The sequence below is a fragment of the Micromonospora sp. NPDC048999 genome (assembly GCF_040649295.1).
Taxonomy (GTDB): Bacteria; Actinomycetota; Actinomycetes; order Mycobacteriales; family Micromonosporaceae; genus Micromonospora.
Genome location: NZ_JBEZFI010000019.1, coordinates 22664 through 45810, shown reverse-complemented (window position 1 = coordinate 45810; position 23147 = coordinate 22664). Strand labels below are relative to the sequence as shown.

Here is a 23147-nt window from a genome sequence, read left to right as displayed (position 1 = left end):
CCTGCAATCGGCGGCTGCCCGGCACGTCCACCGAGCGCGGATCGTCAGGGCTGGGCGGCATCGGTCTCGTTACCCGTGCGGTGGAGCCGGGCCTGCCGCAGGTCAGGGAAGAAGCGGTGTTCGACGAGTTTCGCGAGCATGGTCATCGGGCTGCCCGGGGTGCCGGCCGGGGCGTGACCACCCACCTGCAGAGCCACCTGGTAGTGCCGCATTCGCCACAACGACACCCGCTCGTCCCACTCCACCATCGCCTCGGCCAGCCGGTGTACGGGGTCCGCCGGGTTTGCCGGGCACAGCGTCGCCAACGGAATTCCCCGAGCGGCGAGGTGTCCGGCGAAGGTCCGTCCAAGCTCCCGGCCGGCGGCCTGGACCCGCCGCCAGCCCGGCGACTCGGCGCCGGAACCGTTGCCCAACGCGGGCTGCATCGTCTGGAAGTCCACCGGGGACAAGTGCCGGAACATCGCCAGCTGGTCCGTGATCAGCCGCACCGCGAGGGTCGCCCGGAGCAGCAGCGCCTCGGCCACCGCGAGGTCCCCGGCATTCACCCTGGCGGTCGCCTCGACCAGCTCGGCCGCCGCGAGCTTCAGCCACAACTCGGTGGACTGGTGCACCACCTGAAAGAGCAACTCGTCGCGGTGGACCACTTCGGCCGGGGAACGCTGCAGACCAAGCAGCGTGTCCGTACGCATGTAGCGCGCGTAGTCCGTAGCACCGGCGCCCGGCAGCACGGGCGAGTGGTCACGCTTCACGGAGTAGCCCTTCGGTCGGCGGTGGCACACCGAGATCAACCGTCGATGACCATCATCCAATGATGAACGCCGATGCGCTACTCCTTCGTTGCTCGGACACGCCAACCCCACGACAGTCATCACGATCGATGTAGCGTCTCGCTGGGGGTTCCCGCGTAGCGCGCCTGCGACGGCGTGGGGGGTGCGCGGCCGGGACGCCTCACCTGCCGCTGTGTTGCGAAAGCCACGGCGGGGGTGGGTACCCGGCGGTACCCGTGGCATGTGATGATGCGGCGCATGCGAGCCGTGATCTTCGACGAGTTCGGAGCCCGACCGCAGGTCCGCGACGTTCCGGAGCCGGAGCTGCCGGCCGGAGGCGCGGTCATCCGCGTCGAGGCGACGGGATTGTGCCGCAGCGACTGGCACGGCTGGCAGGGACACGATCCGGACATCCGCCCGCCGCACGTCCCCGGGCACGAGTTCGCCGGTGTGGTCACCGCGGTCGGTGCCGGCGTACGCAACTGGCGGCCCGGCGACCGGGTGACGGCGCCCTTCGTCTGCGCGTGCGGGCAGTGCCCCGCCTGCGTCGCTGGCGACCAGCAGGTCTGCGAGCGGCAGACGCAGCCGGGCTTCACCCACTGGGGCTCGTTCGCCGAGTACGTGGCGGTGCGGCACGCCGACGTCAACCTGGTCCGACTCCCCGATGAGCTGGACCATCCCACCGCGGCGGCGCTCGGCTGCCGCTTCGCCACAGCGTTCCGGGCCGTGGTCGGCCAGGGACGGGTGGCCGCGGGCGAGTGGGTGGCGGTGCACGGCTGCGGCGGGGTGGGGCTGTCCGCGGTGATGATCGCGGCAGCGTGCGGCGCGCAGGTGGTGGCCGTCGACATCGCCCCCGACGCGCTCGACCTCGCCCGGCGCTGCGGCGCGACGGTCTGCCTGGACGGCAGGGCCCTCACCGAGCCGGGCGCGGTGGCCGCGGCCGTCCGGGAGGCGACGGGCGGCGGCGCCCACCTGTCCCTCGACGCGCTCGGCAGTCCCGCCACCTGCGCCGCCTCCATCGAGAGCCTGCGGCGACGCGGACGGCACGTACAGGTCGGGCTCCTGCCCGCTGCCCAGGGCCGCCCGGCCCTGCCGATGGAGCTCGTGATCGCGTACGAGCTGGAACTGCGGGGCAGTCACGGGATGCCGGCGCACGCCTATCCGGAGATGCTCCGGCTGGTCACCGCCGGGGTGCTGCGCCCCGGAGAGCTGATCACCCGCACCATCGGCCTCGCCGAGGTGCCCGAGGCGTTGACCACGATGAACCTACCGGCGCGCGGCGGAATGTGCCTCATCCGCCCCCGCTGAGACAACGGCGATCACCTCTTGCATCGGCTTTCTTACACACCCTCGCGCGTTTCATGCCGGGGCTGCCAAGATGCCCTGAGGATGATCGCAAAGCGGTCGCAGAGACCGGGCGACAGCCCGAGCACGTCTGCTGGTCACGCCAGGACGTAACCGTGTCCGGCTGCGGGGCGTCCGGCAGCGGCACTGGCGGGAGGGCCGGTGGAGGGTACGGCGACAACTCAGGCCCGACACATGCGCGTCGAGGTACTGCACCGTTTCCGCGTGCTGGTCAACGGACGGTACGTGGCACTGCCCGAGAGCAGTCAACGGTTGATCGGCTGCCTCGCCGTCGCCGACCACCCCCGGCCCCGGGCCACCCTGGCCGGCACGTTGTGGCCGGAGCGCAGCGAACGCGATGCGCACGCGTCGCTGCGGCAGGCGCTCTGGCGGCTCAACCGGCACGTGTCCGGGCTGCTGGAGCAGGAGAGCCAGCACATCGGGCTGGCCCGGGGCACCGAGGTCGACCTGCACGAGATCTACCGGCTCTCGGAGGCGGTCAACAACAGCGAGCCGAGGGTGAACCGGCAGGCCGTGCGCCTCTTGGAGGGCGACCTGCTGCCGGAGTGGTCCTACGACTGGCTGGACGGGCGACGCGAGTCGCTGCGCCAGGTACGCCTGCACACGCTGGAGGCGCTCGCGCGCAATGACCTGAAGGCCGGGCGTACCGCGACGGGACTGGTCGCCGCGCTTGCCGCGGTCGGGCTCGACCCGTTGCGGGAGAGCGCCCAACGGATCGTGATCGCCGCCCACCTGGCCGAGGGCAACCCGTCGGAGGCGGTCCGGCAGTACGGCCGGTTCCGTGACCTGTTGTGGGACGAGCTGCGGCTGCGGCCCAGCCGGCAGCTCCAGGAGATGCTTCCCGCAACTGTCGGCTGACCGCGCCCCGCCTCCCGCCTGACGGCCGAACGTCCCACCCGCGCCGACGGCCGGGCACACCTACCGCCCTGTCGGCCGATCCTCCGCTGAGCCGGGCGGACTATCCTGCGTACCCTTTCGGCCACCGCCGGCTTCCTGCCGCGACGCCAGGCCGCCTGCGGAAGGCGGCGACAACGCCGGGGTGACGTGCGGGCGACGCGGCCGCGACGGGCGGGCCATGCTCGGGAGACGGGTTGGCGACGAGCGCTGGCGAGAATCCGCGCATGAGCGTGCAGACCACATACCCCGGCGTGTACGTGCTCGAACGTCCGTCGGGCAGCCACGCGATCACCGGTGTGTCGACGTCGTTGACGGCGTTCGTCGGCGCCGCCCGCAAGGGTCCCGGCGACACGCCTGTGCCGGTGTCCAGCTTCGCCGACTACCTGCGGCAGTTCGGCGACGTGATGGACACCGCACGTCCGATGGGTCACGCCGTCGGGCAGTTCTTCGTCAACGGCGGCTCCCAGGCCGTCGTGGTGCGGGCGCTCGGCGCGGGCGCGGCCGCCGGTACCCTCGCCCTGCCCGCCGTGAACGGGCTGAAGGTGACCCTGCGGGCCCGCTCGCGCGGGGCGTACGCCAACGGCAGCGGCGCCGGGACGACCGGGCAGACCGGCCTCTTCGCCGAGGTGAAGGCGGCCGACGACTTCCCGGCCGATCGGTTCAACCTGGAACTCACCGAGTGGGCTCCGGGCGTCGGGGGCGGGCCGGCGACGGTCACCGTCAAGGAGGTCTGGCGGGAGTTGTCCCTGTCCCCCGCCAGCACCCGCTACGTGGTGTCCATCCTCAACGCCAGCACGCTGGTCACCGCCCAGGTCACCGGCACGCCGGCGCCGGCGCCCTCGGCCGGTACGTCCACCGGGGCGCTGAGCCCCGCGAACGTCAACGTGACCGGCAAAACGTTGCGACTCTCGGTCGACCAGGGGCCGGCGAACGACCACGTCCTGTTCCCAACCGAGGACCCGCCCGTCTCGCACACCCTGGCGCAGGTCCGGGACCACATCAACGCACCCGGCTCGGTCTGGCCGGTGACCGCCAGCGTGTCCGGCGGCAAGCTCGTGCTGACCAGCAAGACCAGCGATCTGAACAGTGCGGTCGTGGTCGGGCTGAGCGGGCTGAACGATGCGTCGGCCGACCTCGGCCTGGGCGTGGCCCGCGGCGGCGTCGAGGTCAGCGCGAGCGCGCCGTGCCGTCCGGCGGTCGCCCCGGCGGCGCCGCTGGTGGGCGGCTCCGACGGGGCGACCGTCGGGGCGAACGAGATCGTGTCGGCCACCGCCGGCCAGGGCCTGCTCGCCCTGGACACGTTGGACTTCCCCCGGTTCAACCTGCTCTGCCTGCCAGGCGTGACGACCGCGGACACCGCCTCGGTCAACACCGCCCTGGACTACTGCCGGCGGCAGAACGCGTTCCTGGTGATCGACCCGGCGCCCGGGCTGAACCCGGCGCAACTGAAGACCGCCGCGAACCTGCTGCGGGCGCAGGGCGCGCACGGCGCGGTCTACTGGCCCCGGCTGGTCACCGCCGACGGCGGCGCGGACGGGTGGGGGCCCAGCGGTGCGGTCGCCGGGATCATGGCCCGCACCGACGCGTCGCGCGGGGTATGGAAGGCCCCGGCCGGGCTGGAGGCCGGCATCGCCGGCGCGGTGGGACTCACCGCGCCCACCAACGACGACGTCTCCGGCGCGCTGAACCCGCTCGGGCTCAACGTGCTGCGCACCTTCCCCGGCGCCGGCATGGTGGTCTGGGGCGCCCGGACCCTCGCGGGCAGCGACGTGCTCTCCAGCGACTCCAAGTACGTCCCCGTCCGCCGGCTCACCGACTACATCCGGACCAGCCTCTACCTGGGCACCCAGTTCGCCGTCTTCGAGCCGAACGACCCGGACCTCTGGGCGCAGCTGCGCCTGGCGGTGGGGGGCTTCATGCGCGGGCTCTTCCGGCAGGGCGCGTTCCAGCAGTCGGAGAAGCACGCGGAGTCGGACAGCTTCTTCGTCATCTGCGACTCTTCGGTCAACCCGCAGACCGAGATCGACAACGGCCGGGTCAACGTCGTGGTCGGGTTCGCCCCGCTCAAGCCCGCCGAGTTCGTGATCATCACCATCACCCAGCTGAACCAGGCAGGAGAGTGAGATGGCCGAGTTCAGCGTGAACCCCACGCGCTTCGACCCGTACAAGAGCCACATGTTCCGCGTCCGGTGGGACGGCGTGTACGTGGCGGGATTGTCGAAGATGTCGCCGCTGAAGCGGGCGACGGCGCCGGTGACGCACCGGGTCGGCGGCGACCCCGGCCACGACCGGAAGAGCCCAGGCCTGACCACGTACGACGCGGTCACCCTGGAACGCGGCGTCACACACGACCTCGCCTTCGAGGCGTGGGCGAACAGGGTTGCCAGCCTGCGCCAGCCGGGCATCTCGCTGCGGGACTTCCGCAAGGACCTCATCGTCGACGTGTTCAACGAGGCGAACCAGAAGGTGCTCAGCTACAAGCTGTTCCGCTGCTGGGTCTCCGAGTACCAGGCGCTGCCCGCGCTGGACGCCTCGGCGGCGGTGGTCGCGATCCAGAGCATCAAGCTGGAGCTGGAGGGTTGGGAGCGCGACACCTCGGTCACCGAGCCCGCCGAGCAGAGTGTCTGAGGCGGGACCGGTCGTGTCGGCGGCACCCGGTCTGGCACGGCTGGTCGCCGCGCTCGACGACGGCGAGGGCCTCCTCGCGCAGGCCGTCGCGGTGCTGCGAGCCGCCGCCGCGGAGCCGGACCCGGCGTACCTGCCGGCCGGCACCGCCGACCGGCTGCTGCTCGCCGTGCACGAGCGGGTGGTGGGTCGTCCGCTCGAACTGACCGTCGCCTGCCCGGCCTGCGGCGCGCTGACCACCCTGCCGCTGAGCCGGGCCGACGTCGGTGAGCACCATGAGCGCAGCGCGTGGTGCGGGCCCGGAGCCGGCGTACGCGAGCCGAGCTACGCGGACCTGCTGGCCGCCGGGGGCGACCCGTACCGGCTGCTGGCGCTGTGCCAGGTCGGCGACGGCGACGGCGCCACGCTCGACGACCTGGCCCGCGTGGAGGGGTCGCTGTGCGGGCCGGTGCGCTCGTCGTGCTGCGACTGTGGCGTGCCGCTGGAGGTGGACGTCGACGTGGTCGCGCTGGTGCTGCGGGCGCTCAGTGGCCTGCGGGTGGACATCGACCGGGAGGTGCACCTGCTCGCCTCCCGGTACGGCTGGGACCTTGCGGTGATCGAGTCGCTGCCGGACGAACGCCGGCGCCGGCTGGCCGCCCTGGTCGCGGGGAGTACGCCATGATCGTCCCGCCGGCCGTCGCGCGGCTGGCTGCCCGCGCCACCCAGCCCCCGGTCACCGTCGGCTCGCCGCTCGCCGCCCACCTGGACGACGCCGGGGCCGCGCCCCCGGCCACGGCCGTGCCGCTGGTCCCCCACCCGGCCCGCCCGGTGCCGCAGCCAGGCCCAGGCGACGACGAACGAACGCGGGCCCAGGCGGCAGGCGACGGCCACCCGGCCGCGACGCGCGACGCGACGCAGCCCTCGCCGCCGGCCCGGTACCCGGCGCCGCATCCCGGCCCGCCGCCCCGGACCGCGCCCGCGTCCACCCCGGCTGGGCGGCCTCTGCCGGCCGTCCCGGTCGAGGTGCCCACGCCGGACGTGGCCGCCCGGGCGGCCACCGGTCCCGTCGGCCTGCCGCCGGCCGGGCCCGTGGTCGACTCCGACACCGTGGACGTCGCGGCGGTCCCGGCCGCGCGGGCCACCGGCGTACCCGCCGTCGCCCAGGCCGCCATGCCCGGCAGGAAGCGCCAACCCGCGGTCGCCGCCGCACCAGCTCCGCCGGCGGCGCTGCCCGCCGTTCCCGTCCACACACCGGAGGTCGGCACCGCGTGGCCGGACCCCACCGCGTCCACACCGGTCCCGGCGACACCCCGGCCGGGCACGGCTACGGATGGCCCGGCCCCGCCGGCCGGCGCCCCAGCACCGCGCGGCGCGGCGCAGCCCGCCCCGGTGCCACCGGTCCAGATCGGGCGCATCGAGATCCAGGTCGCCCCGCCGCCCGCCGAGAACGACCCGTTCAGCGGCTGCCGCTCGCTCGAAGGGGGCGTCACCGCCCGGCGAGGGGGTGGCTGGTGACCCTGTTCAGCCCCGGTCCGCCCGTGCTGGCCGGCGTGGACGAGGTGCTCCGGGTGCTGACCATCGAGGCGCTGAAGGGACTGGCCACACCGGTCGGGGTCAGCGTCGGCCCGCTCGACCGCCCCGTCGACGGGCCGCGGCTCAACTGGTTCCTCTACCGGATCGAGCCGGCCCCCGCGTACGCCAACATGGAGGCCCCACAGCACGGGTGGCGGACCCGGCGTGGTCGACCGCCGCTCGCCCTCACGCTGCACTACCTGCTGACCGCCGACGCCGGCGAGCTGAGCGAGAGCGGCACCGAGGACGACGTGGTGCACGCCGCCCTCTCCGCGCTCATGTCGGCGCTGCACGAGAACGGGATCTTCGGCGCGGACACCCCGGTCGCCACAGGCCCGGCCCGCTCCGTCGCCGACGTCGCGGACGCGCTGGACGGCATGGTCGAGCCCCTGCGGATCACCATCGAGCAGGTGCCGATGGAGACCATCACCGCGCTGTGGAACACCGGCTCGCACGCGCTGCGGCTGTCGATCGGCTACCAGGTCAGCCTGGTCACCGTGCCGGCGCAGACGGCGTACGTACCGGGGCCGCCGGTGCGCACCCGCCGGGTCGGCGTGTCGCCGTCGCCCGCACCCGTCGTCGACGGCGTGCGGCCGGCGACGACCTGGTTCGACCAGGCCCTCACCGTACGGGCGCGCGGCGTGACCGACCTGCGCCAGGTGACGTTGGGCCGGCTGCCGGGCGACCCGGACGACCCCACCGACGGGCGACCGGATCCGGTCACCACGCGTAGCACCGGGCCGTGGCGGCTCACCGCCACCCCGGCGCCGGACGGCCTCACCGTGCATCTGCCCAACGGGGAACTCGTGCCCGGCGCCCGGCCCCTCACGGTCACCAACCTCGCCGACGGGCTGGCAGCCGGCAGCGGGCAGGCGACGGTGACCGTGGTGCCGGTCGTCGTGTCCGCCGCCGCGCCGCTGGCCGCCGGCGCGACGGCGACCCTGACCGTGCGGCACGCCACCGGCGGCGGTCAGGCGCTCTTCGCCGGCCGGGCTGTCCCGTACACGGCGCTGTCGCCGACCTCGATCCAGGTCGTCGTCCCCGCCCTGCCCGCCGGCTCGCTCGGGGCGACGGTCCCGGTCAGCCTGCGTTGCGGCACGGTCGCCGGGCCGGCGACGGAGCTGGCGGTGGTGCCGTGAGCATCGCGACGGTCGAGGCGCCCGCGCGGGGAATCCTCTCGGCGCTGGCGGACCCGCGTCTGCTGGCCTGGCGGCACCTCTTCGTCTCCGGCGCCGCCGAGGTGCTGCGCCGCTACCGGGACGCGTGGGCGGACCCGACGCTGGACGATGCGACCCGCGTCGTCGCCGCCGTCGGCGTCGTCGACCCGCATCCCCGCGTGGCGCTGCTGCCAATGCCGGCCGAGGGCGAGTTCGCCGAGCTGGTCCGGGTCACCGGCCTCGACAGCGGTGCCGAGGCGGTGCTCGCGATCGCCTGGTGGGCCATGGTGGAGCCGCAGGTGGCGATCGTCTGCGGCTGCGTGCACGACGACGCTGGCCGCCGTTGGCCGAGCCTCGGCCTGCTCGCGCACGTCTTCGCCGGGGTGGGCGTGACCGTGCCGCTGACTGTCGACGCCACCCACCCGCTGGTCCGCGGTGGGCTGCTGGACTCGCTGGTCGGCCCCGACGCCCCGGTCCGGCTGCCCGCCACGACCGCCGCCGCGATCGCCGGCCAGCGTCCCGCCCCACCTGCCTCCAGTGGGGTCGCGCCGCGGGTCGCGGCCGCCGCCGCGCGGATCGCCGCGCTGCTCGACGCGGGCGTCCCGGTGCTCGCCCGCTGCGAGGTCGCCGACGACCGTACGCCGCTGCGCGACGCGGTGGCCGCGCAGCTCGGCATCGCGCCGGCCCCTGTGTCGCGGCCGTCGGCGGTCGCCCGGTTGCTGCTGGGTCTGCGGCACGAGCTGCCCGCGGTTCTGCTCGAGCCGGGTGAGGCGCCGCCGGCTGGGACAGCGTTCGCGCTTGGCGGCGCGGACGAGCCGGGCCCGCCCGGGTGGCACGTCGTCGAGCTGGCCGCGCCGACGCGGGACGTCGCAGAACAGGTCTGGCAGCGCGCGCTGCGGCAGGCAGGCGTCGCCGCGACCCCGGACGAGCTGGCCGACCTGGTCGGTCGGCTGCCGTTGGCCGAACCGGCGATTGCCGCCGTGGTGGGGCGGGCCTGCGCGGTGGCGGCGGTGGACGGCCGGGCCGCGACGGCCCGGGACGTCAGCGCGGCGCTGCGGGCCCAGCCCCGCCACGACCCGGGTGGATTCGCCCGCCGGCTGCCGGCGACGATCACGCTCGACGACCTCGTCCTGCCCCCGGCGACCCTCGCCGCGGTGCGGGACCTCGTCGCGCACGCCCGCCACTCCCCCACCGCGCACGACCGGCTGGGGTTCACCGGCCGCCGCGGCCGGGCCGTCATCGCGCTGTTCCACGGTCCGTCCGGCACCGGCAAGACCGCCGCGGCCGAGGCGGTCGCTGAGGCGGTCGACCGCGACCTGTGGATCGTCGACCTGGCCCGGGTGGTGACCAAGTGGCTCGGGGAGACCCAACGCAACCTCGACACCGTGCTGCGCGACGCGGCGACCGCCCGGGCGGTGCTGCTCTTCGACGAGGCGGACGGGTTGTTCGGCAAGCGGGGCGACGTCACCGACGCCCGCGACCGGTATGCCAACCTGGAGATCGACCATCTGCTGCAGCGCATCGAGGTGCACACCGGCGTGGTGGTGCTGACCAGCAACCGCCCGTCCGCGCTGGATGACGCGTTCGCCCGGCGGATCCGGCTCGCCGTCCGGTTCGACCTGCCCGACCACGGCGAGCGGGAGCTGCTCTGGCGCCGCCACCTGCCCGACGTGGACACCGCGGCGGTCGCCCGCGAGGAGCTGTCCGGGGCCACCATCCGGGCCGCCGCGCTCGCCGCCACGGTCGGCGCCATCGCCGCGGGCACGGAGGTGCGGGCCGAACACCTGCACGCCGCCGTGCGCCGCGAGCTGGAGAAGAGCCGCCGTCCACCGACCGCCCGGAGGCACCAGTGACCGACATCCAGGTGAACGTCGACGCGCCGCCCGAGCCGGGTCTGCTGCGCGCCGCGATCGAGGCCACGCTGGTCGGACGGGCGTGGCCGGACGGACCGGAGGCGGCCGTCGCGCGGGCCGTCGTCGAGCACGTGACAGGAAACGACCGCGGACCGGGGAGCGGGTCATGCTGATGCGCGGGATGCTGCTGTCCTTCTCCGACCCTGTGGCGGGGATGGTGCCGAGCCTGGTGCCGTTCCAGTACAACCCGGCCGAGGTCACCCGGGTGCTGCGGGTGCAGTCCGGCACGTCCGGCGGGTCGGGGCTGCGGGTGGGTGGGCCGCCGGTGGAGTCGTACACGCTGAAGATCGAGCTCGACGCGCTGGACGCGATCGACAAGCCGATCACCGGGTCGCTCGGCATCGGGCCGCTGCTGGCCACCATCGAGGGGCTGCTGGAGCCGGGCGGCGGCGGGCTGGCCGCGCTGGTCGGGGCGGTCGCCGGCGCGCTCGGCGGCGGCGGTGGTGGTGGTGCCCCGCCGGTGCCCGCGCCCTCGCTGCCGCTGGTGGTACTCGCCTGGAGCCTGGAGCGGATCGTCCCGGTCCGGGTGGACAGCTGCACCATCCACGAGACCGGCTTCGACGCGTTGTTGCAGCCCGTGCAGGCCACCGTGGACCTGTCGCTGACCGTGCTTCGCGGCCGGGACCTCAGCGAGGACATGAAGCTGGCGAACGTGCTGGCGACGGCCTACCAGGCGGTACGCACCGCCAGCGCCACCGTCGGCATCGCCCAAGGCGTGGAGCTGATGCTGTGAACGGCCGCTACGCGGACCAGCCGCAGCTGGACGTGGCGCAGGACGACGGCTCGACGCGGCGGATGTCGACGCCGCGGATCAGCGTCGCGCCGAGGGCCGACGTGGTCTACCCGGTTCGCGCCGGTGACCGGCTCGACCTGCTCGCGGCGGCGGTGCTGAACGACAGCACCCGGTGGTGGGTGATCGCCGACGCCAACCCGGCCGCCGACGCGCTCACGCTGGAAGAGCCGGGAACGATGTTGGCGGTGCCCGATGCCTGAGACGCGCACCGTGATCACCGTCAACGGCGCGCCGTTGACCGCAAGGCAGCTGGAGCTGGTGCAGAGCGTCAGCGTCGAGGAGTCGCTCGGCAGCCCGGACAAGGCCAGCGTCACCGTCGCGATGGACACCGACAGCAACAGCGCGTGGCGCAGTTCGCTGGACGCGCTGGTCGCGCCGGCCACCCCGTTCAGCGTGCGGGTGAGCCGGGGCGCAACCGGCTACGAGATCGACGCGCGCAGCGTGAGCGCGAACTGGAACTTCGCCCCCGGCGGGCTGTCCACGCTGACCGTGGAGGGGATGGACCGCAGCGTCGAGATGGACCGCCGCGACGTGCAGCGGCTGTGGCAGGACACCACCGACTCGACGATCGCGCAGACGCTGTTCGCGCAGTACGGCCTCGCCGCGCAGGTCGAGTCCACCCCGGCCGGTACGGACTCGGCCACCTACTCGCCGCAGCAGAGCGCTACCGACTGGGCCTTCCTGCGGGGCCTCGCCGGGCGCAACGGGTTCGACCTGCACGTCGAGTCGGTCGACGGGGTGGTCACCGGGGTGTTCCGGCGGATCAACCCGACCGCGGCGGCGCAGGGCACGCTCCGGCTGGGCTACGGAGAACTGGGCGGTCGGGCCACCGCGTCCGTGCAACTGCTCGCCGGGCAGGAGGTGCACCTGACCCGGACCATCCCGGGCACCACCGACACCGACGTGGCGAGCGACCCGGGCACCGGCAACGCGATGGGTCCGCGGTCGCTCGGCCGGGCCACCCTGATCCGTACCCACGCCGCGGCCGGTATCAGCGTGCTGGACGCCCGGACAACCGCCACGGCGATGGCCGAGCGCAGCGCGTTCGGCGCGTCCCTGTCCACCACGCTGACCGCCCCCGGCATGCCGCTGGTCCGCGCCCGCCGCACCATCACCGTCGCCGGGCTCGGCCCGACGCTGGACGGGCTGTGGCTGGTGAAGTCGGTGCGGCACACCATCACCGCCGGCGGGCACAGCCAGGCGCTGGGCCTGATCCGCAACGCCCTGGGCAGCGGACCGGCCGGCGCCGTCGGCCCGGCCGCCCTGGCCGCGGCGGTGGCGCTGTGAACAGCGGCTACGTCGGGCTGTTCCCCGGCACCGTGCACGACAACGACGACCCGGAGAAGAAGTGCCGGATCAAGGTGGACGTCCCGGAGCTGCTGGACGGTCCGACCGGCTGGTGCCTCCCCGCGCTGCCCTACGCCGGGGACGGCTGCGGCTTCGCGCTGGTGCCCCCGGTCGGCGCGGCCGTGCTGGTGCAGTGGCCGCGGGGCGACCTGTCCGCGCAGCCGGTCTGGTCGGGGGCGAACTGGAGCGCCGGCCAGGCGGTGGCGGGCGCCGGGCCGAACACGGTCGTCCTGCTCACCCCCGGTGGGCACCGGCTGGAACTGTCCGACGCCGACGGCGCGCTCACCGTCACCTCCTCGGCGGGTCCGGTCATCACCCTCGACGACGACGGCGTGCGGATCGACAACGGGTCGGGCGCGACCATCGTCATGCAGAACGGGCAGGTCGACATCAACGACGGCGCACTGGTGGTGAGGTGACGTGCCCGGCTACCTCTTGACCACCGCCACCGTGGCGACGTGCCCGCACGGCGGCTCGGCGAGCTTCACCGCGAGCCAGGACCGGGTGCTGGCCGACGGGGCGCCGGTGCTCGTGGTCTCCGACAGTACGACGATCGCCGGCTGCCCGTTCGTGGTTGGCACCGTCGCGAGCCCCTGCACGACGGTGCGCTGGCAGTCCCCGGCCACCCGGGTCGCGGCCGGCGACCCGGTGCTGCTGGACACCAGCGTGGGGCTGTGCCTCAGCGCGGCGTCCGCGCCGCAGGGGACGCTGCAGATCAGCTCCAACCAGTCGAAGGTGGAGGGCATATGACACGCTTCGCCGCCCAACCCTGGGCTGTCGGCGCCGGGCGCCGGCTGACCAGCCGGTCCGCGCTGGAGCACCTGGACGACCTGGTCCGCCTGGTCCTGCTCACCGGGCCGAACGAGCGGCTGCACCGGCCGGGTTTCGGTGCCGGGCTGGGCCCGTCGACGCTGTTCCAGCCGCTCTCCCCCGACCTGGCCGGCACGGTGCGGGCCCGGGCCCGGGGCAGCCTCACCGACGCGCTCGGCGACCGCCTGGACGTGGTGGACGTGACCGTGACCATCGCGGACTCGACAGTGTCCGCGCAGGTGGTCTACCGGCCCCGGCCGGCGGGCGAGACCCGGACGGTAACCCTCACCCTGCCGGCGGCGGCGCTGTGACCACCTTCGACGCGTACACCGAGCCGGTGCAGCCGCAGGCCAGTGCGCTGCGGCGGCCGGAGGCGCTGTTCGGCGGGGGCAATGTCGTCGGGCTGCGCGCGGCCAGCGCGACCGGTTCGGGCACCACCCGCACGGTGTCGGTCTGGCTCTATGACGATCCGCCGGCCGGGCTGACCGCGGCCGGGCTGTGGTCGTTCCAGGGCCGCCCAGCGGTCATGGTCGCCGGCCCGGGGACGATCGTCGCGGCGACCACCGACCCGGACGGCAACCCGGTCCCCGCGCACCTCGACCTGCCCGTGCGAGCGGTGGGTGCGGCGCTGCCCGGCCGTGCGCCGTACCGGCTGGGTATCGACCCGGCGGGCCTGGCCGGGCTGGGGCTCCAGGTCGACCCGCTGCGCCGGCACCTGCCCGTACGGCTGCGCCCCGAGTGCGGCGACGTGCCGGACTGCGTACGAATCCCGGCGCAGCCGGCCCCGCTCACCCCGCCCGACTACGACACCCTGGCCCGTGACTACGCCGGGCTGCGCGCGATGCTGCTGGAGCGGCTGGACGGGCTCGCCCCGAACGCCGACCACTCCCCGGCCGACGTCACGGTCACCCTGCTCGAGCTCATGGCGCACCTCGGCGACCTGCTGCACTACCGCCTGGACCGGGTCGCCACCGAGTCCTGGCTCGGCACCGCCCGGCACCGCGCCAGCGTCACCCGGCACGCCCGGCTCGTCGACCACCCGGTGCCGCCCGCGATCAGCGCCGCCACGTTCGTGCAGGTGCGGAGGGCCCACCCGAACGCCGGCCCGACCGACAGCAGCTTCGTCGTCCAGCCGGGGGACACCGCGACCGATGCGGCTGGCGATCCGGACCGGTCGCCCGACTCCGCGCACTTCACGCTGGAGACCGACGCGCCGGTCACCGTCTTCGCCTCGCAGGCCGAGGTGCCGCTGTACGACTGGACGGAGGCGGACGCGGTGCTGACCGCCGGCGCGACCAGTGCGGTGCTGGTCCGCCCCCGGCCGGCCGACGGCACCCCGCTGGCGGCCTGGCTGCCAGTGGGGTCACTGCTCGCCTTCGAGGTGGTCGCGCCCGGCCCGGCCGGCGGGCAGCAGGACTGGGCACGGCGGGTGACCAACTGGCCGCCGGACGACGGCGGCGGCGAGCAGATCCGCCTCCCCCTCGCCTCGTACCCGGCGCAGGTGGTCCGGGTGACCCACGCGGTCGAGATGGCCGACCCGCTCTCCCCCGGCCTGCCGCTGGTGCGGGTGTTCTGGGACGCGGCCGACGCGCTGACCCGGTCGGTGCCGGTCAGCGTGGACCGGTCCGGCGGCAGCCCGCGGGTCGGCGTGGCGCGGCTCGGTGTCCTGCCCGCCCACCACGGCCTGCTGGTCGACGGTGCGGCGGCGGTCGCGCCGCTCGATTCGCTCACTGGCGGCCAGCCCGACCCGGCCCGGGAACAGGTCGCGGATTACCTGCTCGTCCGGGCCGGGACGGTGGGGCTGTCCTGCGCGCCGGGCGGGCGGCCGTGGCGCCTGGACACCCGGGTCGCGCTGCCAAGCGGGGTCACCGTCGCCGCGACCCGGGTGACCAGCCTGCTGCGGGCGACCGCGCAGGGTTTCAGCGTGGTGGTCGACCACGACGACGACCACCCGCCCCGGTTGCGGTTCCGGACCGGCGTGCTGGGAGTGGTGCCACCCGCCCAGTCTGCGGTGACGGTGCGCTACGAGGTCGGCACCGGCCCGGACGGGTTGATCGCGGCGAACACGTTGACCCGCCTGGTGCGGACCACGTCCCCGGTCGGGCAGCCGTGCGTCTGGGCGGAGGCCGGCGCGGGTGTCACCGCGCGCAACCTCACGCCGGGGGTGGGCGGCGCCGCCGCGGTGCCGCTCGACGACGTACGCCGGGACGCCCCGCAGGCGTACGCGGCGGTGTCCCGGCGGGCGGTGCTGGTGAGCGACCTGCCGCCGTTCGCGACGCGGGTCCCCGGAGTGGCCCGGGCTGCGGCGCGCCGCTCGTGGTCCGGCTCCTGGCCGGTTGGGCTGGTGGCCGTGGAGACAGGGACCGACCTGGCCGACGCGGCCGTGGGCGAGGTGATGGACGCGGTGCGGATGGCCGGCACCGAGGTGGTCACCCTGCCGGCCACCACGGTCGGCCTGCTCGTCGCGGTGACCGTGTGCCTGACGCCGGGCACCGATTCGGCGCTGGCCCGGCTACGGATCCTCGCGGCGTTGCGGCCCGGCCGGCCGGGGGCGGTTTTCTCCCCCACCACCCACCGGCTCGGCACCTCGGTGTACATGTCGACGGTCGTCGCGGCGGTCGCCGGCCTGCCAGGGGTGGACGCGGTACGGGTGACGGAGGCCCGCCGGCTGTCCGAGCCGGCCGGCACATACCACGAGGTGCTCATGGTCGGCCCGAACGAGATCGCGGTCTGCGACGACGACGCCGCTGCGCCGGACCGGGGCCGGATCGAGCTGACCGTGGAGGGGGGCCGATGAACGCGCCGGAGCCTCGCGAGCTGACGCCCCGACCCGACCCGCCGCCAGGGCTGTCCCGGCTGCGCCGCCGGCTGGCCGACCGGCACGACTTCCGCGACGCGCTGCTGGCCGGCATCGCCGGGACTCCGGGGCCGGGCGGCACCGGCCCGTTGGGCGGGCGGCTGGACGTGGCGGGCGACCCGACCCTGGTCACCGCCGCCGAGCTGTGGTCGCGGGTGGCCGACTCGGTCGCCACGTACACCGAACTCACCGCCGGCGAGCGTTACCTGGGCACCGCGCAGGATTGGACGGACCTGCGCCGCACCGCCGACCTGCTCGGCCACCGACCGATGCAGCGGGCCGCCGCGCGCGGCTGGATCCGCTGCACAACGGACTCCGGCGCCAGTCCGCTCGTCCCGGCCGGTACCCGGGTGCAGGCGCCGGGCACGGCCACCAGTGCGGCGCAGGCCTTCGAGGTGGTCACCGACACCCAGCTGCGCGCCGACTGGGCGGACCTCACCGTCACCGCCGTGCCGGCCCCGCAGCCGCCGCCGGGCCGCGCGCTGCGGCTGCTCACCGACCCTGGCTTCGGCGCCGGGGACCGGGTTGCGCTGGTCGCCGAGGAACCCTCCGGGTACGTGCCGATGCCGTCTACCTGGTGGGGCTGGCTCGGCTGGATTTCGATCATCGACAACCAGTACGACGGCAACCTGACACTGCGCGCCGTGGTGACGGTGACGAAGAAGTCCGACGACCTGGGCGCCTTCCTGGTCACCACCGACCGGGTGCTCACCGGGCTGCTACGGCCGGCGAGCGGCACGACCTACGCCGCGTACCGGGTCCGGGCGAGGCTGTCGCTGGCGCGTCGGCTCAGCAAGCTGTCCTACGTGAACACGTCCGGTGTCGCCGCGACGGCCGCCGTCAGCTATCCGGGCGAGGCCGCGGCGGTCGGCTCCAGCCATCTGTTGGTGACCGACGCGAGCGCGGCGAGCCCGGGCATGAACATCCTCGTCTCCAACTCGTACGGGGCGTTCGTCACGACGGTCACGTCGGTCAGCGGCGTGGACTGGTCGGTCGCGCCGGGCACGAAGCACCACGTCGGGCGGATCGGCCTGACCGACTCGCTGCCGTCGGGCCAGCAGGCCGACGACATCGAGATCCTGCTGGTCGACCAGCGGGTCGTCGCCCAGCACCACGAGCTGCCGCCGTTGGCACCCGGCGGGACCCGGCTGCGGGTGCACCCCCGCCCCGCCGAGGTGCCCAGCCGGATCGCCGTGCAGACCACCGCCGGCTGGGAGCTGGCGGACTGCTCACGAGACGCCGGCGACACCACCGACGACGCAAAGGGCATGCTGCTCGTCCTCGGCGCCGGGCTCGCCGGGACGGCCGCGAAGGCCCCGGCGACCGCGAACCTCGTCCCGGTCCGGCACGGTGAGACGCACCGCGGGTCACTGACGGTGACCGGCGGCGGCACCGTCGTCCCGGGCCCGGTCACCGCCGATGTCGACCCGGCGGGCCGGGTCACCGACAGCCTCGCCGTCCGGGTCGGCGGGGTGGCCTACGACGAGGTCGACAGCCTGTACGGGCAGGATCCGGCCGCGTCGGTGTTCACCACCCGGCTCGCCGCCGACGGCCGCCTCGTGCTCCGTTTCGGCGCCGAGGCGGTGCGGGGCGAGGTGACGGCGACCTGGCGGGTCGGCGGTGGCCTGGTCGGCGAGCTGGACGCGACGCGGATCGACACGCTGCTCGGCAGCGTACGCGGCATCCGCAAGATCGCCGGGGTGGGCCGGACCACCGGGGCCGCCGATCAGGAGGACCCGCTGCGGATGCGGCGGGCCGCCACGGCTCGGATCCGGGCGCTGGACCGCGCGGTGTCGGTGGACGACCTGGCCGACCTGACGCTCGGCGTACCGGGGACGAGCCACAGCGTGGCGTGGCGGGGCGCGGGCCCGGCGGGCTGCCCCTGCGGCAGGGTCGGCCTGCACGTGGCGTCGCTGCGGTTCAGCGACACGGGGGTACGCGCGCCGCTCGGCGCCGAACTGGCTTCGCTCGCCGGCTACCTGGACGCCCGCCGGGACACCTCGGTGGGCCTGTGCGTGTGCGCGGGCGTGCCGAGCCCGCTGACCGCCACGCTGACGGTGGCCGCCGATCCGCGCCGCGACCCGGTGACCGTGCGCACGGCGGTCCGTGCGGCGCTGCTCGACCCAACCGGCCCGCTCGCGCCTCGGCCGCGCGACCTCGGCGTACCGCTCGACGCGAGCGACGTGCTGGCGGTGGCGCAGGCGGTCACCGGGGTGGTCGGCGTGGTCGCGCTGTCGGTCAGCCCGGGTATGCGCGCGGCGTCCGCCGCCGAGGCCGCGATCGGTCGGACGCCGGCCGAGCGGTACGAACTGCTGAGCCTGACGGCGGTGACGGTCCATTGAGTGAACGGTTTTTACGTATGGTGCCGCCGGCGCTGCTGCGCGCCGCGCCGGACGGGGCCGCGCCGCCGCCGCTACTGGCCCTGCTGGCAGCGTTGGAGGAGCAGTGGCTCCTGCTCGCAGCGGACGTCGATCGGGTGCTCGACGACGCCTTCCCGGACAGCGCCGCGGAGTGGGCGCTGCCGTACCTGGGCGCGCTGCTCGGGCTGCCGCCCGACGCCAGCCGGCGGGAGATCGCGTACGCGACCGCGCTGCGCCGGCGCAAGGGGACCCCGGCTGCCCTGGAGGACTTCGCCGAGGTCGTCACGGGCTGGTCGGCGCGGGTGCGCGAGGGCTGGACGGCCACGGTGTGGTGTCAGCAGCTGCGCCACCCGGTCCGGCGTACCGCCTCGCTCGACCTGCGCAACGGCGAGCACCTGCTGGCGGGTACCGGGCTCGACCCCGCCCGGCGGTCGGTGACGACGGGCGGGTCGTACCATCCGGCGGCGGCGACCGTGCAGGTGTTCCCGTGGCAGGTGCTCGGCTACCACCAGGTCGAGGTGGCGCCGCTGGGCGGCGGCCGGTTCGCGCTGCACCCGCTGGGCGTGAGCGCGCCGCTGTACCTGCGGCCGCGGCCGCTGAAGATCGCCAGCGATGCCGAGGACGAGCGACCGCCGGGCGAGCCGCCCGCCCCGCGCCGTCCGCGCGCGCCGGGCGAGCTTCCGGTACGCGCCACGTGGCGCCTGATCGACGCGCTCGGCGACGTGAGCTACGGGCCGGTGTGGACCCTGGCGCCCGACCATCCGCTGACCGGCGACGGGCCGGCGCTGCTGGAGCTGACTGTGGACGGTGTGCCGCTGCCCTGGGCGAAGGTCGGCCTGACCGCCCTGCCGCCGGTCGGGTCGCCCGCCGCCGCGGCGGGGACGGTGCTGGTCGACCCGTACCGGGGGGTGGTGAAGCCGGCCGGGGACCTGACCGGCACGCTGCGCGCCACCTTCTACCGGGCTGTCCCGGGCCGGCTCGGCGCGGTGGCGAGCACCGCCGAGACCCGCGACGACGCCGGCGTGGTGATCGTCGTCGACCCGGCGTCGGGCCCGCACCCGGCCGGGCAGATCGTGGTGCCTTCGCTGAGCGCGGCGTTCGCCGCCGCCACGGCGGCGACCGGCAGCCCTAGCGGGCCGGACGCGCCACAGGTGGAGATCCGGCTGCTCACCAGCGACCGGCTCGCCGCGCCGGCCGGGCCGGTGACCGGCGCTCCCGCGCTGACCCGGTGGCGGGTCGTCGCCCCGACCGGCTGCACCCCGGTGGTGACCGGGGACCTGTCCCTGCGGCTGACCGACGTGCAGGTCGAACTCTCCGGGTTCCTCCTCGCCGGCGCGCTGCGGATCGGCCCGCAGCTGGCCGGCGTCGACCTGGTCGGGATCACCTGCGACCCGACGTCAGGGCACGGGATCGAGGTGGACCCGACGGCGTGGACCGTGCGGCTGACCGCGACGCGCTGCCTGCTCGGCCCGGTCCGCGCCGACCTGTCCGCGTACCCGATCCAGCTGGCCGACTGCGTCGTCGATGGGCGGGGCTCGGCGCCGATGCCGTGCGGCGGGGACCCGGGTGGCGACCCGACCCGCGCCGCGGTCGCCGCCGCCGACCGGTTCCCGCCCGACCTTGCCGCCACCGGGGTCACCTTCGTCGGGCCGGTCGGGGCCGACGAGGTGTGGGTGACCGACTGCCTGTTCACCGGCGGGCTGCGCACCACTGTGACGTCGACCGGCTGCGTGCGCTACTGCCACCTGGGCGAACACGACTCGCCGCAGGCCCACCCTCCCGCGTATCACAGCCTGACCGGGCCGTTGCCACGCTTCGGCGGGATCGGCTTCGACTCGGCCGGCTATTACGCGCCGGTGGTCGACGCCCCGTCGGCTCGCCCGTCGTCCGCGCTGCTCACCGGCGCGAGCGACGGCGGCGAGATCGGCGCGTACCACCACGCCCGCCGTGGCCCGCTGGCCGTCCGGCTGGCGCAGCGCCTGCCCGAGATGACCCCGTTGACCGTGCATCCGCACCTGAGCGTCGCGCACCCGGAGGAATGACATGACCGGAGACGTCACCAGCGTCCCGTTGCGCGCCACCGACCGGTGGACCGCGGCGCTCATGCAGCAGGGTCGGGTGCTGCTCGACACCGACTGGAACCTGGTGGTCGGTGGCCCCGCCCGGGACGCCCGGCAGCTCGCCCGTGACACGATCGGCCCGGTCGGCGTACCGGTCGGCAGCACCGCCTTCAAGGTGGAGTTCGTGGGTGGGGCGTTGACGGTCCGCGCCGGGACGATGTGGATCGGTGGGCTGCTCGCCCGCAACCCCACCGACCTGTCGTACGCGGCGCAGCCGGAGATCCCCGCGCTGCCCGCGTCCGGGCTGGTGAACGTCTACCTCGACGCGTTCGTCGAGGAGGTGCAGGCGGCGGAGGACCCGAGTCTGCTCGACCCTGCCCTCGCCGGGGTGGATACCACCACCCGGACCCGCGTGGGCTGGCGGGTACGGGCCGCCGCCACGACGTCCGCCGCCTGTTCGGTGGCCGGACTGCCCGCGCCGGTGTCGACGGGCCGGCTGGACGTGTCGCGGACCGCCGCGCCGGTGTCGGCGGACCCGTGCGCGCCCCCGGACGACCCGCGCAGCAAGCTGCCCGACGGGCTGCTGCGCATCGAGGTGCTCGACGCGGGCACCGAAAAGACGGCCCGGTTCGCCTGGTCGTACGCGAACGGCAGCGAGGCGGTGACGGCGAGGGTGGCCGGCACGGCCGTGGCCCTGGTCCCGTCGCCTGCGGTGACGTTCGCCCCCGGCGACCTGGTCGAGGTGTCCACGCTGGCCCGGCGGGCCGACCGGCGCAACCACGGCGCGCTGTTCACCGTGGCGGCGGTGGTGCCGTCGGCCGGTGGCGACACGGTCACCCTCGGCGCCGCCAGCCCGCTGGCGGGCAACCCGCCCGGCACCTGCCTGCGGCGCTGGGACGGGCAGGTCGTCGGCGCGGCCGGCGCGGTCCCGCTGGCCCTCGGCGGCGCCGACGTCGGCATCGCCTTCACCGCCCGCCCCGGCACATACCAGGTCGGCGACTGGTGGGGGGTGCGGGTACGCGGCAGCGCCGCGGACGCGGTGGAGACGTTGACCAACGCCCCGCCCGACGGCGTCGTGCACACCGCAGCACCGCTGGCCGTGGTGGACCTGGCGAACAAGACGGTGCTCACCGACTGCCGGCCGACGTTCCCGCCGCTGACCGGCCTACGTGGCGGCACCTGCACGGTGACCGCGTTCCCCGGCGACGACCTGCAGGCCGCCTTGGACGCGTTGCCCGCCACCGGCGGCGAGCTGTGCCTGGCCGCCGGGACGTTCCGGGTCGGCGCCCCGCTGACCGTCGAGGGTAAGCAGCGGGTGGTGATCACCGGGGTCGGGCCGGCCACGGTGCTGGTCGGCGAAAAGCACGAGGCGGTGCTGGTCGCGACCCGTTGCCCGGACATCGAGGTCACCCGCCTGCGGGTGGAATCCGGCCTGGCTCCCGGCACGCCGCCCGGCGAGGAGCACCTGCTGGGTGCGTTGACCTTCCTGGGCTGCGACGGGGTGCGGGTACGCGACTGCGAGGTGTGGTGCCCGGACTCGCCGGGGAAGGCGCAGTCGGGCATCTACGCGGCACCCGACCCGGAGGGCGTGCGCCCCGGCGTGGTGGAGGTGCGCGGTAACCGGTTGGAGATCGGCGACCAGCAGGCGGGCATCATCGTCGCGTCGGCCAGCGAGAGCACCGTCGTGGACAACACCGTCGTGCTGTCGGCCGGCGAGGCGACCGTGGCGATGACCCGCCTGGTGTCCCACGAGCTGGGCCGGTTCGTCGCCACCCACCTGGCCGTTGACCCGAAGGCCGGCGGCGCGGCGGTCACCCTGGCCGACGAGCGCACGGTACGGATGGACGGTCCGGCCGCGCTGCGCCGCCTGGCCGCCGACTGGGCGAAGGCCACCCCGGCGCGGCGACTGGCGTCGGGCTCCTCGCTGCACCAGGGGTTGGCCCGGTTCGTCGCGTCCAGCGCCGCCGAACCGCACCAGGCGGCGGTCGGCGTGGTCAGCGGCCGGTTCCTCGCGGCGGCGCTGGAGGACACCCGGGCCGTCGGGCAGGGCATCGTGGTGGCCGGCGACCGGGCGAACCTGGTCCGGGTCGAGGGCAACGAGGTGGCCGGGGCGTTGCAGGGCGTCCACGTGGCGCTGCGGGCGGCCGGCGGCGACCGGCGGGTGCTCGGCCAGGTGGTGATCAGCAACAACACGGTGTCGTGCGCGGTCCCGTTCTTCTGGGGCCGCCAGCGGCACGCCTACTACGTGGGCAGTTTCACCAACCTGACCATGCTGGACAACCACGCCCGGTTGGAGCGTACCGGCGGCCGCACCGACGGCACCCTGGTCGACGCGGTCTGGGTGGCTGGCCAGTTGGGCGCGTTCCTGCAGCTGCGCGGCCTCGACGCGTCGGGGCCGTTCCGCGCCGGCGTGGTGCTGCGCGACGAGGGGCCGGTGCGGAAGGTTGCGCTGCGCTACGTCAGCGACGTGTTCAACCCGATGGGCGTCGGAGTACGCGTGGAGCAGGGTTCGTTCATGCTGGACCGTTGCATACCCTGACGAAGGGGATTATCCTCGTAGGTCCAGGCATACGACAACCCGCGGTAGGGACAGCCGAGGCTTTGCGGTCATGGATGACGGGTTCGACACCCGGTATGGCTGG

The 23147-nt window shown here is 75.0% G+C and carries 20 protein-coding genes; 19 read left to right on the top strand and 1 reads right to left on the bottom strand.

The window, feature by feature from the left end:
- Positions 1–44: 44 nt before the first annotated feature.
- Positions 45–749 (bottom strand): tryptophan 2,3-dioxygenase family protein, encoded by a 705-nt coding sequence (locus tag AB0C02_RS20235; RefSeq protein ID WP_357549906.1) that lies wholly within the window; start codon positions 747–749, stop codon positions 45–47.
- 276 nt (positions 750–1025) lie between these two features.
- Between AB0C02_RS20235 and AB0C02_RS20230 the strand changes: the two genes are divergently transcribed.
- The 19 genes from AB0C02_RS20230 to AB0C02_RS20140 all read left to right on the top strand — a co-directional run bounded on the left by AB0C02_RS20230 (position 1026) and on the right by AB0C02_RS20140 (position 23044).
- On the top strand, positions 1026–2075 hold the full coding sequence (locus tag AB0C02_RS20230) for a zinc-dependent alcohol dehydrogenase family protein (RefSeq protein WP_357549903.1): 1050 nt from the start codon (positions 1026–1028) through the stop codon (positions 2073–2075).
- Positions 2076–2306: 231 nt separating this feature from the next.
- Entirely contained in the window at positions 2307–2990 is a 684-nt protein-coding gene (locus AB0C02_RS20225) for a BTAD domain-containing putative transcriptional regulator (RefSeq protein ID WP_357549902.1), read from the top strand.
- 263 nt (positions 2991–3253) lie between these two features.
- Positions 3254–5152, top strand: a complete 1899-nt coding sequence (locus AB0C02_RS20220) for a phage tail sheath subtilisin-like domain-containing protein (protein WP_357549901.1) — start codon at positions 3254–3256, stop codon at positions 5150–5152.
- 1 nt (position 5153) lies between these two features.
- A complete protein-coding gene (locus AB0C02_RS20215) occupies positions 5154–5657 on the top strand; it encodes a phage tail protein (RefSeq protein WP_357549900.1) in 504 nt (167 codons plus the stop codon).
- Positions 5658–5670: 13 nt separating this feature from the next.
- The gene (locus tag AB0C02_RS20210) at positions 5671–6318 is read left to right on the top strand and encodes a hypothetical protein (RefSeq protein ID WP_357549899.1); all 648 of its coding nucleotides are present in this window, start codon (positions 5671–5673) and stop codon (positions 6316–6318) included.
- The gene (locus AB0C02_RS20205; RefSeq protein WP_357549898.1) at positions 6315–7151 is read left to right on the top strand and encodes a hypothetical protein; all 837 of its coding nucleotides are present in this window, start codon (positions 6315–6317) and stop codon (positions 7149–7151) included. Before AB0C02_RS20210 ends, AB0C02_RS20205 begins: the two co-directional genes overlap by 4 nt.
- Entirely contained in the window at positions 7148–8347 is a 1200-nt protein-coding gene (locus AB0C02_RS20200; protein WP_357549897.1) for a DUF4255 domain-containing protein, read from the top strand. The genes AB0C02_RS20205 and AB0C02_RS20200 overlap by 4 nt, the downstream gene beginning before the upstream one ends.
- Complete coding sequence (locus AB0C02_RS20195) at positions 8344–10218, top strand: ATP-binding protein (RefSeq protein WP_357549896.1); 1875 nt, start codon at positions 8344–8346, stop codon at positions 10216–10218. The genes AB0C02_RS20200 and AB0C02_RS20195 overlap by 4 nt, the downstream gene beginning before the upstream one ends.
- On the top strand, positions 10215–10391 hold the full coding sequence (locus AB0C02_RS20190) for a hypothetical protein (RefSeq protein WP_357549895.1): 177 nt from the start codon (positions 10215–10217) through the stop codon (positions 10389–10391). Before AB0C02_RS20195 ends, AB0C02_RS20190 begins: the two co-directional genes overlap by 4 nt.
- Complete coding sequence (locus tag AB0C02_RS20185; protein WP_357549894.1) at positions 10385–11011, top strand: hypothetical protein; 627 nt, start codon at positions 10385–10387, stop codon at positions 11009–11011. The genes AB0C02_RS20190 and AB0C02_RS20185 overlap by 7 nt, the downstream gene beginning before the upstream one ends.
- Entirely contained in the window at positions 11008–11271 is a 264-nt protein-coding gene (locus tag AB0C02_RS20180; protein WP_357549893.1) for a hypothetical protein, read from the top strand. The genes AB0C02_RS20185 and AB0C02_RS20180 overlap by 4 nt, the downstream gene beginning before the upstream one ends.
- Positions 11264–12358, top strand: coding sequence for a contractile injection system protein, VgrG/Pvc8 family (locus AB0C02_RS20175; RefSeq protein WP_357549892.1), 1095 nt, complete (start codon positions 11264–11266; stop codon positions 12356–12358). Before AB0C02_RS20180 ends, AB0C02_RS20175 begins: the two co-directional genes overlap by 8 nt.
- Positions 12355–12837 carry a phage baseplate assembly protein V gene (locus AB0C02_RS20170; RefSeq protein ID WP_357549891.1) on the top strand — a complete coding sequence of 161 codons (483 nt, stop codon included), beginning with the start codon at positions 12355–12357 and terminating at the stop codon, positions 12835–12837. Before AB0C02_RS20175 ends, AB0C02_RS20170 begins: the two co-directional genes overlap by 4 nt.
- A gap of 1 nt (position 12838) precedes the next feature.
- Positions 12839–13168, top strand: a complete 330-nt coding sequence (locus tag AB0C02_RS20165; protein WP_357549890.1) for a hypothetical protein — start codon at positions 12839–12841, stop codon at positions 13166–13168.
- A complete protein-coding gene (locus AB0C02_RS20160) occupies positions 13165–13539 on the top strand; it encodes a hypothetical protein (protein WP_357549889.1) in 375 nt (124 codons plus the stop codon). The genes AB0C02_RS20165 and AB0C02_RS20160 overlap by 4 nt, the downstream gene beginning before the upstream one ends.
- The gene (locus tag AB0C02_RS20155; RefSeq protein ID WP_357549888.1) at positions 13536–16025 is read left to right on the top strand and encodes a hypothetical protein; all 2490 of its coding nucleotides are present in this window, start codon (positions 13536–13538) and stop codon (positions 16023–16025) included. Before AB0C02_RS20160 ends, AB0C02_RS20155 begins: the two co-directional genes overlap by 4 nt.
- Positions 16022–18427: a hypothetical protein gene (locus AB0C02_RS20150; RefSeq protein WP_357549887.1), complete on the top strand. Its 2406-nt coding sequence runs from the start codon at positions 16022–16024 to the stop codon at positions 18425–18427. The genes AB0C02_RS20155 and AB0C02_RS20150 overlap by 4 nt, the downstream gene beginning before the upstream one ends.
- Positions 18428–18444: 17 nt before the next feature.
- Positions 18445–20487 carry a phage tail protein gene (locus AB0C02_RS20145; protein ID WP_357549886.1) on the top strand — a complete coding sequence of 681 codons (2043 nt, stop codon included), beginning with the start codon at positions 18445–18447 and terminating at the stop codon, positions 20485–20487.
- 1 nt (position 20488) lies between these two features.
- Positions 20489–23044 carry a DUF6519 domain-containing protein gene (locus AB0C02_RS20140; RefSeq protein WP_357549885.1) on the top strand — a complete coding sequence of 852 codons (2556 nt, stop codon included), beginning with the start codon at positions 20489–20491 and terminating at the stop codon, positions 23042–23044.
- Positions 23045–23147 lie beyond the last annotated feature (103 nt).

Coding starts and splice junctions, on each gene's coding strand:
- AB0C02_RS20230 (WP_357549903.1), top strand. CDS start 1,026: ATGCGAGCCGTGATCTTCGACGAGTTCGGAGCCCGACCGCAGGTCCGC.
- AB0C02_RS20225 (WP_357549902.1), top strand. CDS start 2,307: ATGCGCGTCGAGGTACTGCACCGTTTCCGCGTGCTGGTCAACGGACGG.
- AB0C02_RS20220 (WP_357549901.1), top strand. CDS start 3,254: ATGAGCGTGCAGACCACATACCCCGGCGTGTACGTGCTCGAACGTCCG.
- AB0C02_RS20215 (WP_357549900.1), top strand. CDS start 5,154: ATGGCCGAGTTCAGCGTGAACCCCACGCGCTTCGACCCGTACAAGAGC.
- AB0C02_RS20205 (WP_357549898.1), top strand. CDS start 6,315: ATGATCGTCCCGCCGGCCGTCGCGCGGCTGGCTGCCCGCGCCACCCAG.
- AB0C02_RS20185 (WP_357549894.1), top strand. CDS start 10,385: ATGCTGATGCGCGGGATGCTGCTGTCCTTCTCCGACCCTGTGGCGGGG.
- AB0C02_RS20175 (WP_357549892.1), top strand. CDS start 11,264: ATGCCTGAGACGCGCACCGTGATCACCGTCAACGGCGCGCCGTTGACC.
- AB0C02_RS20160 (WP_357549889.1), top strand. CDS start 13,165: ATGACACGCTTCGCCGCCCAACCCTGGGCTGTCGGCGCCGGGCGCCGG.
- AB0C02_RS20150 (WP_357549887.1), top strand. CDS start 16,022: ATGAACGCGCCGGAGCCTCGCGAGCTGACGCCCCGACCCGACCCGCCG.
- AB0C02_RS20145 (WP_357549886.1), top strand. CDS start 18,445: ATGGTGCCGCCGGCGCTGCTGCGCGCCGCGCCGGACGGGGCCGCGCCG.
- AB0C02_RS20140 (WP_357549885.1), top strand. CDS start 20,489: ATGACCGGAGACGTCACCAGCGTCCCGTTGCGCGCCACCGACCGGTGG.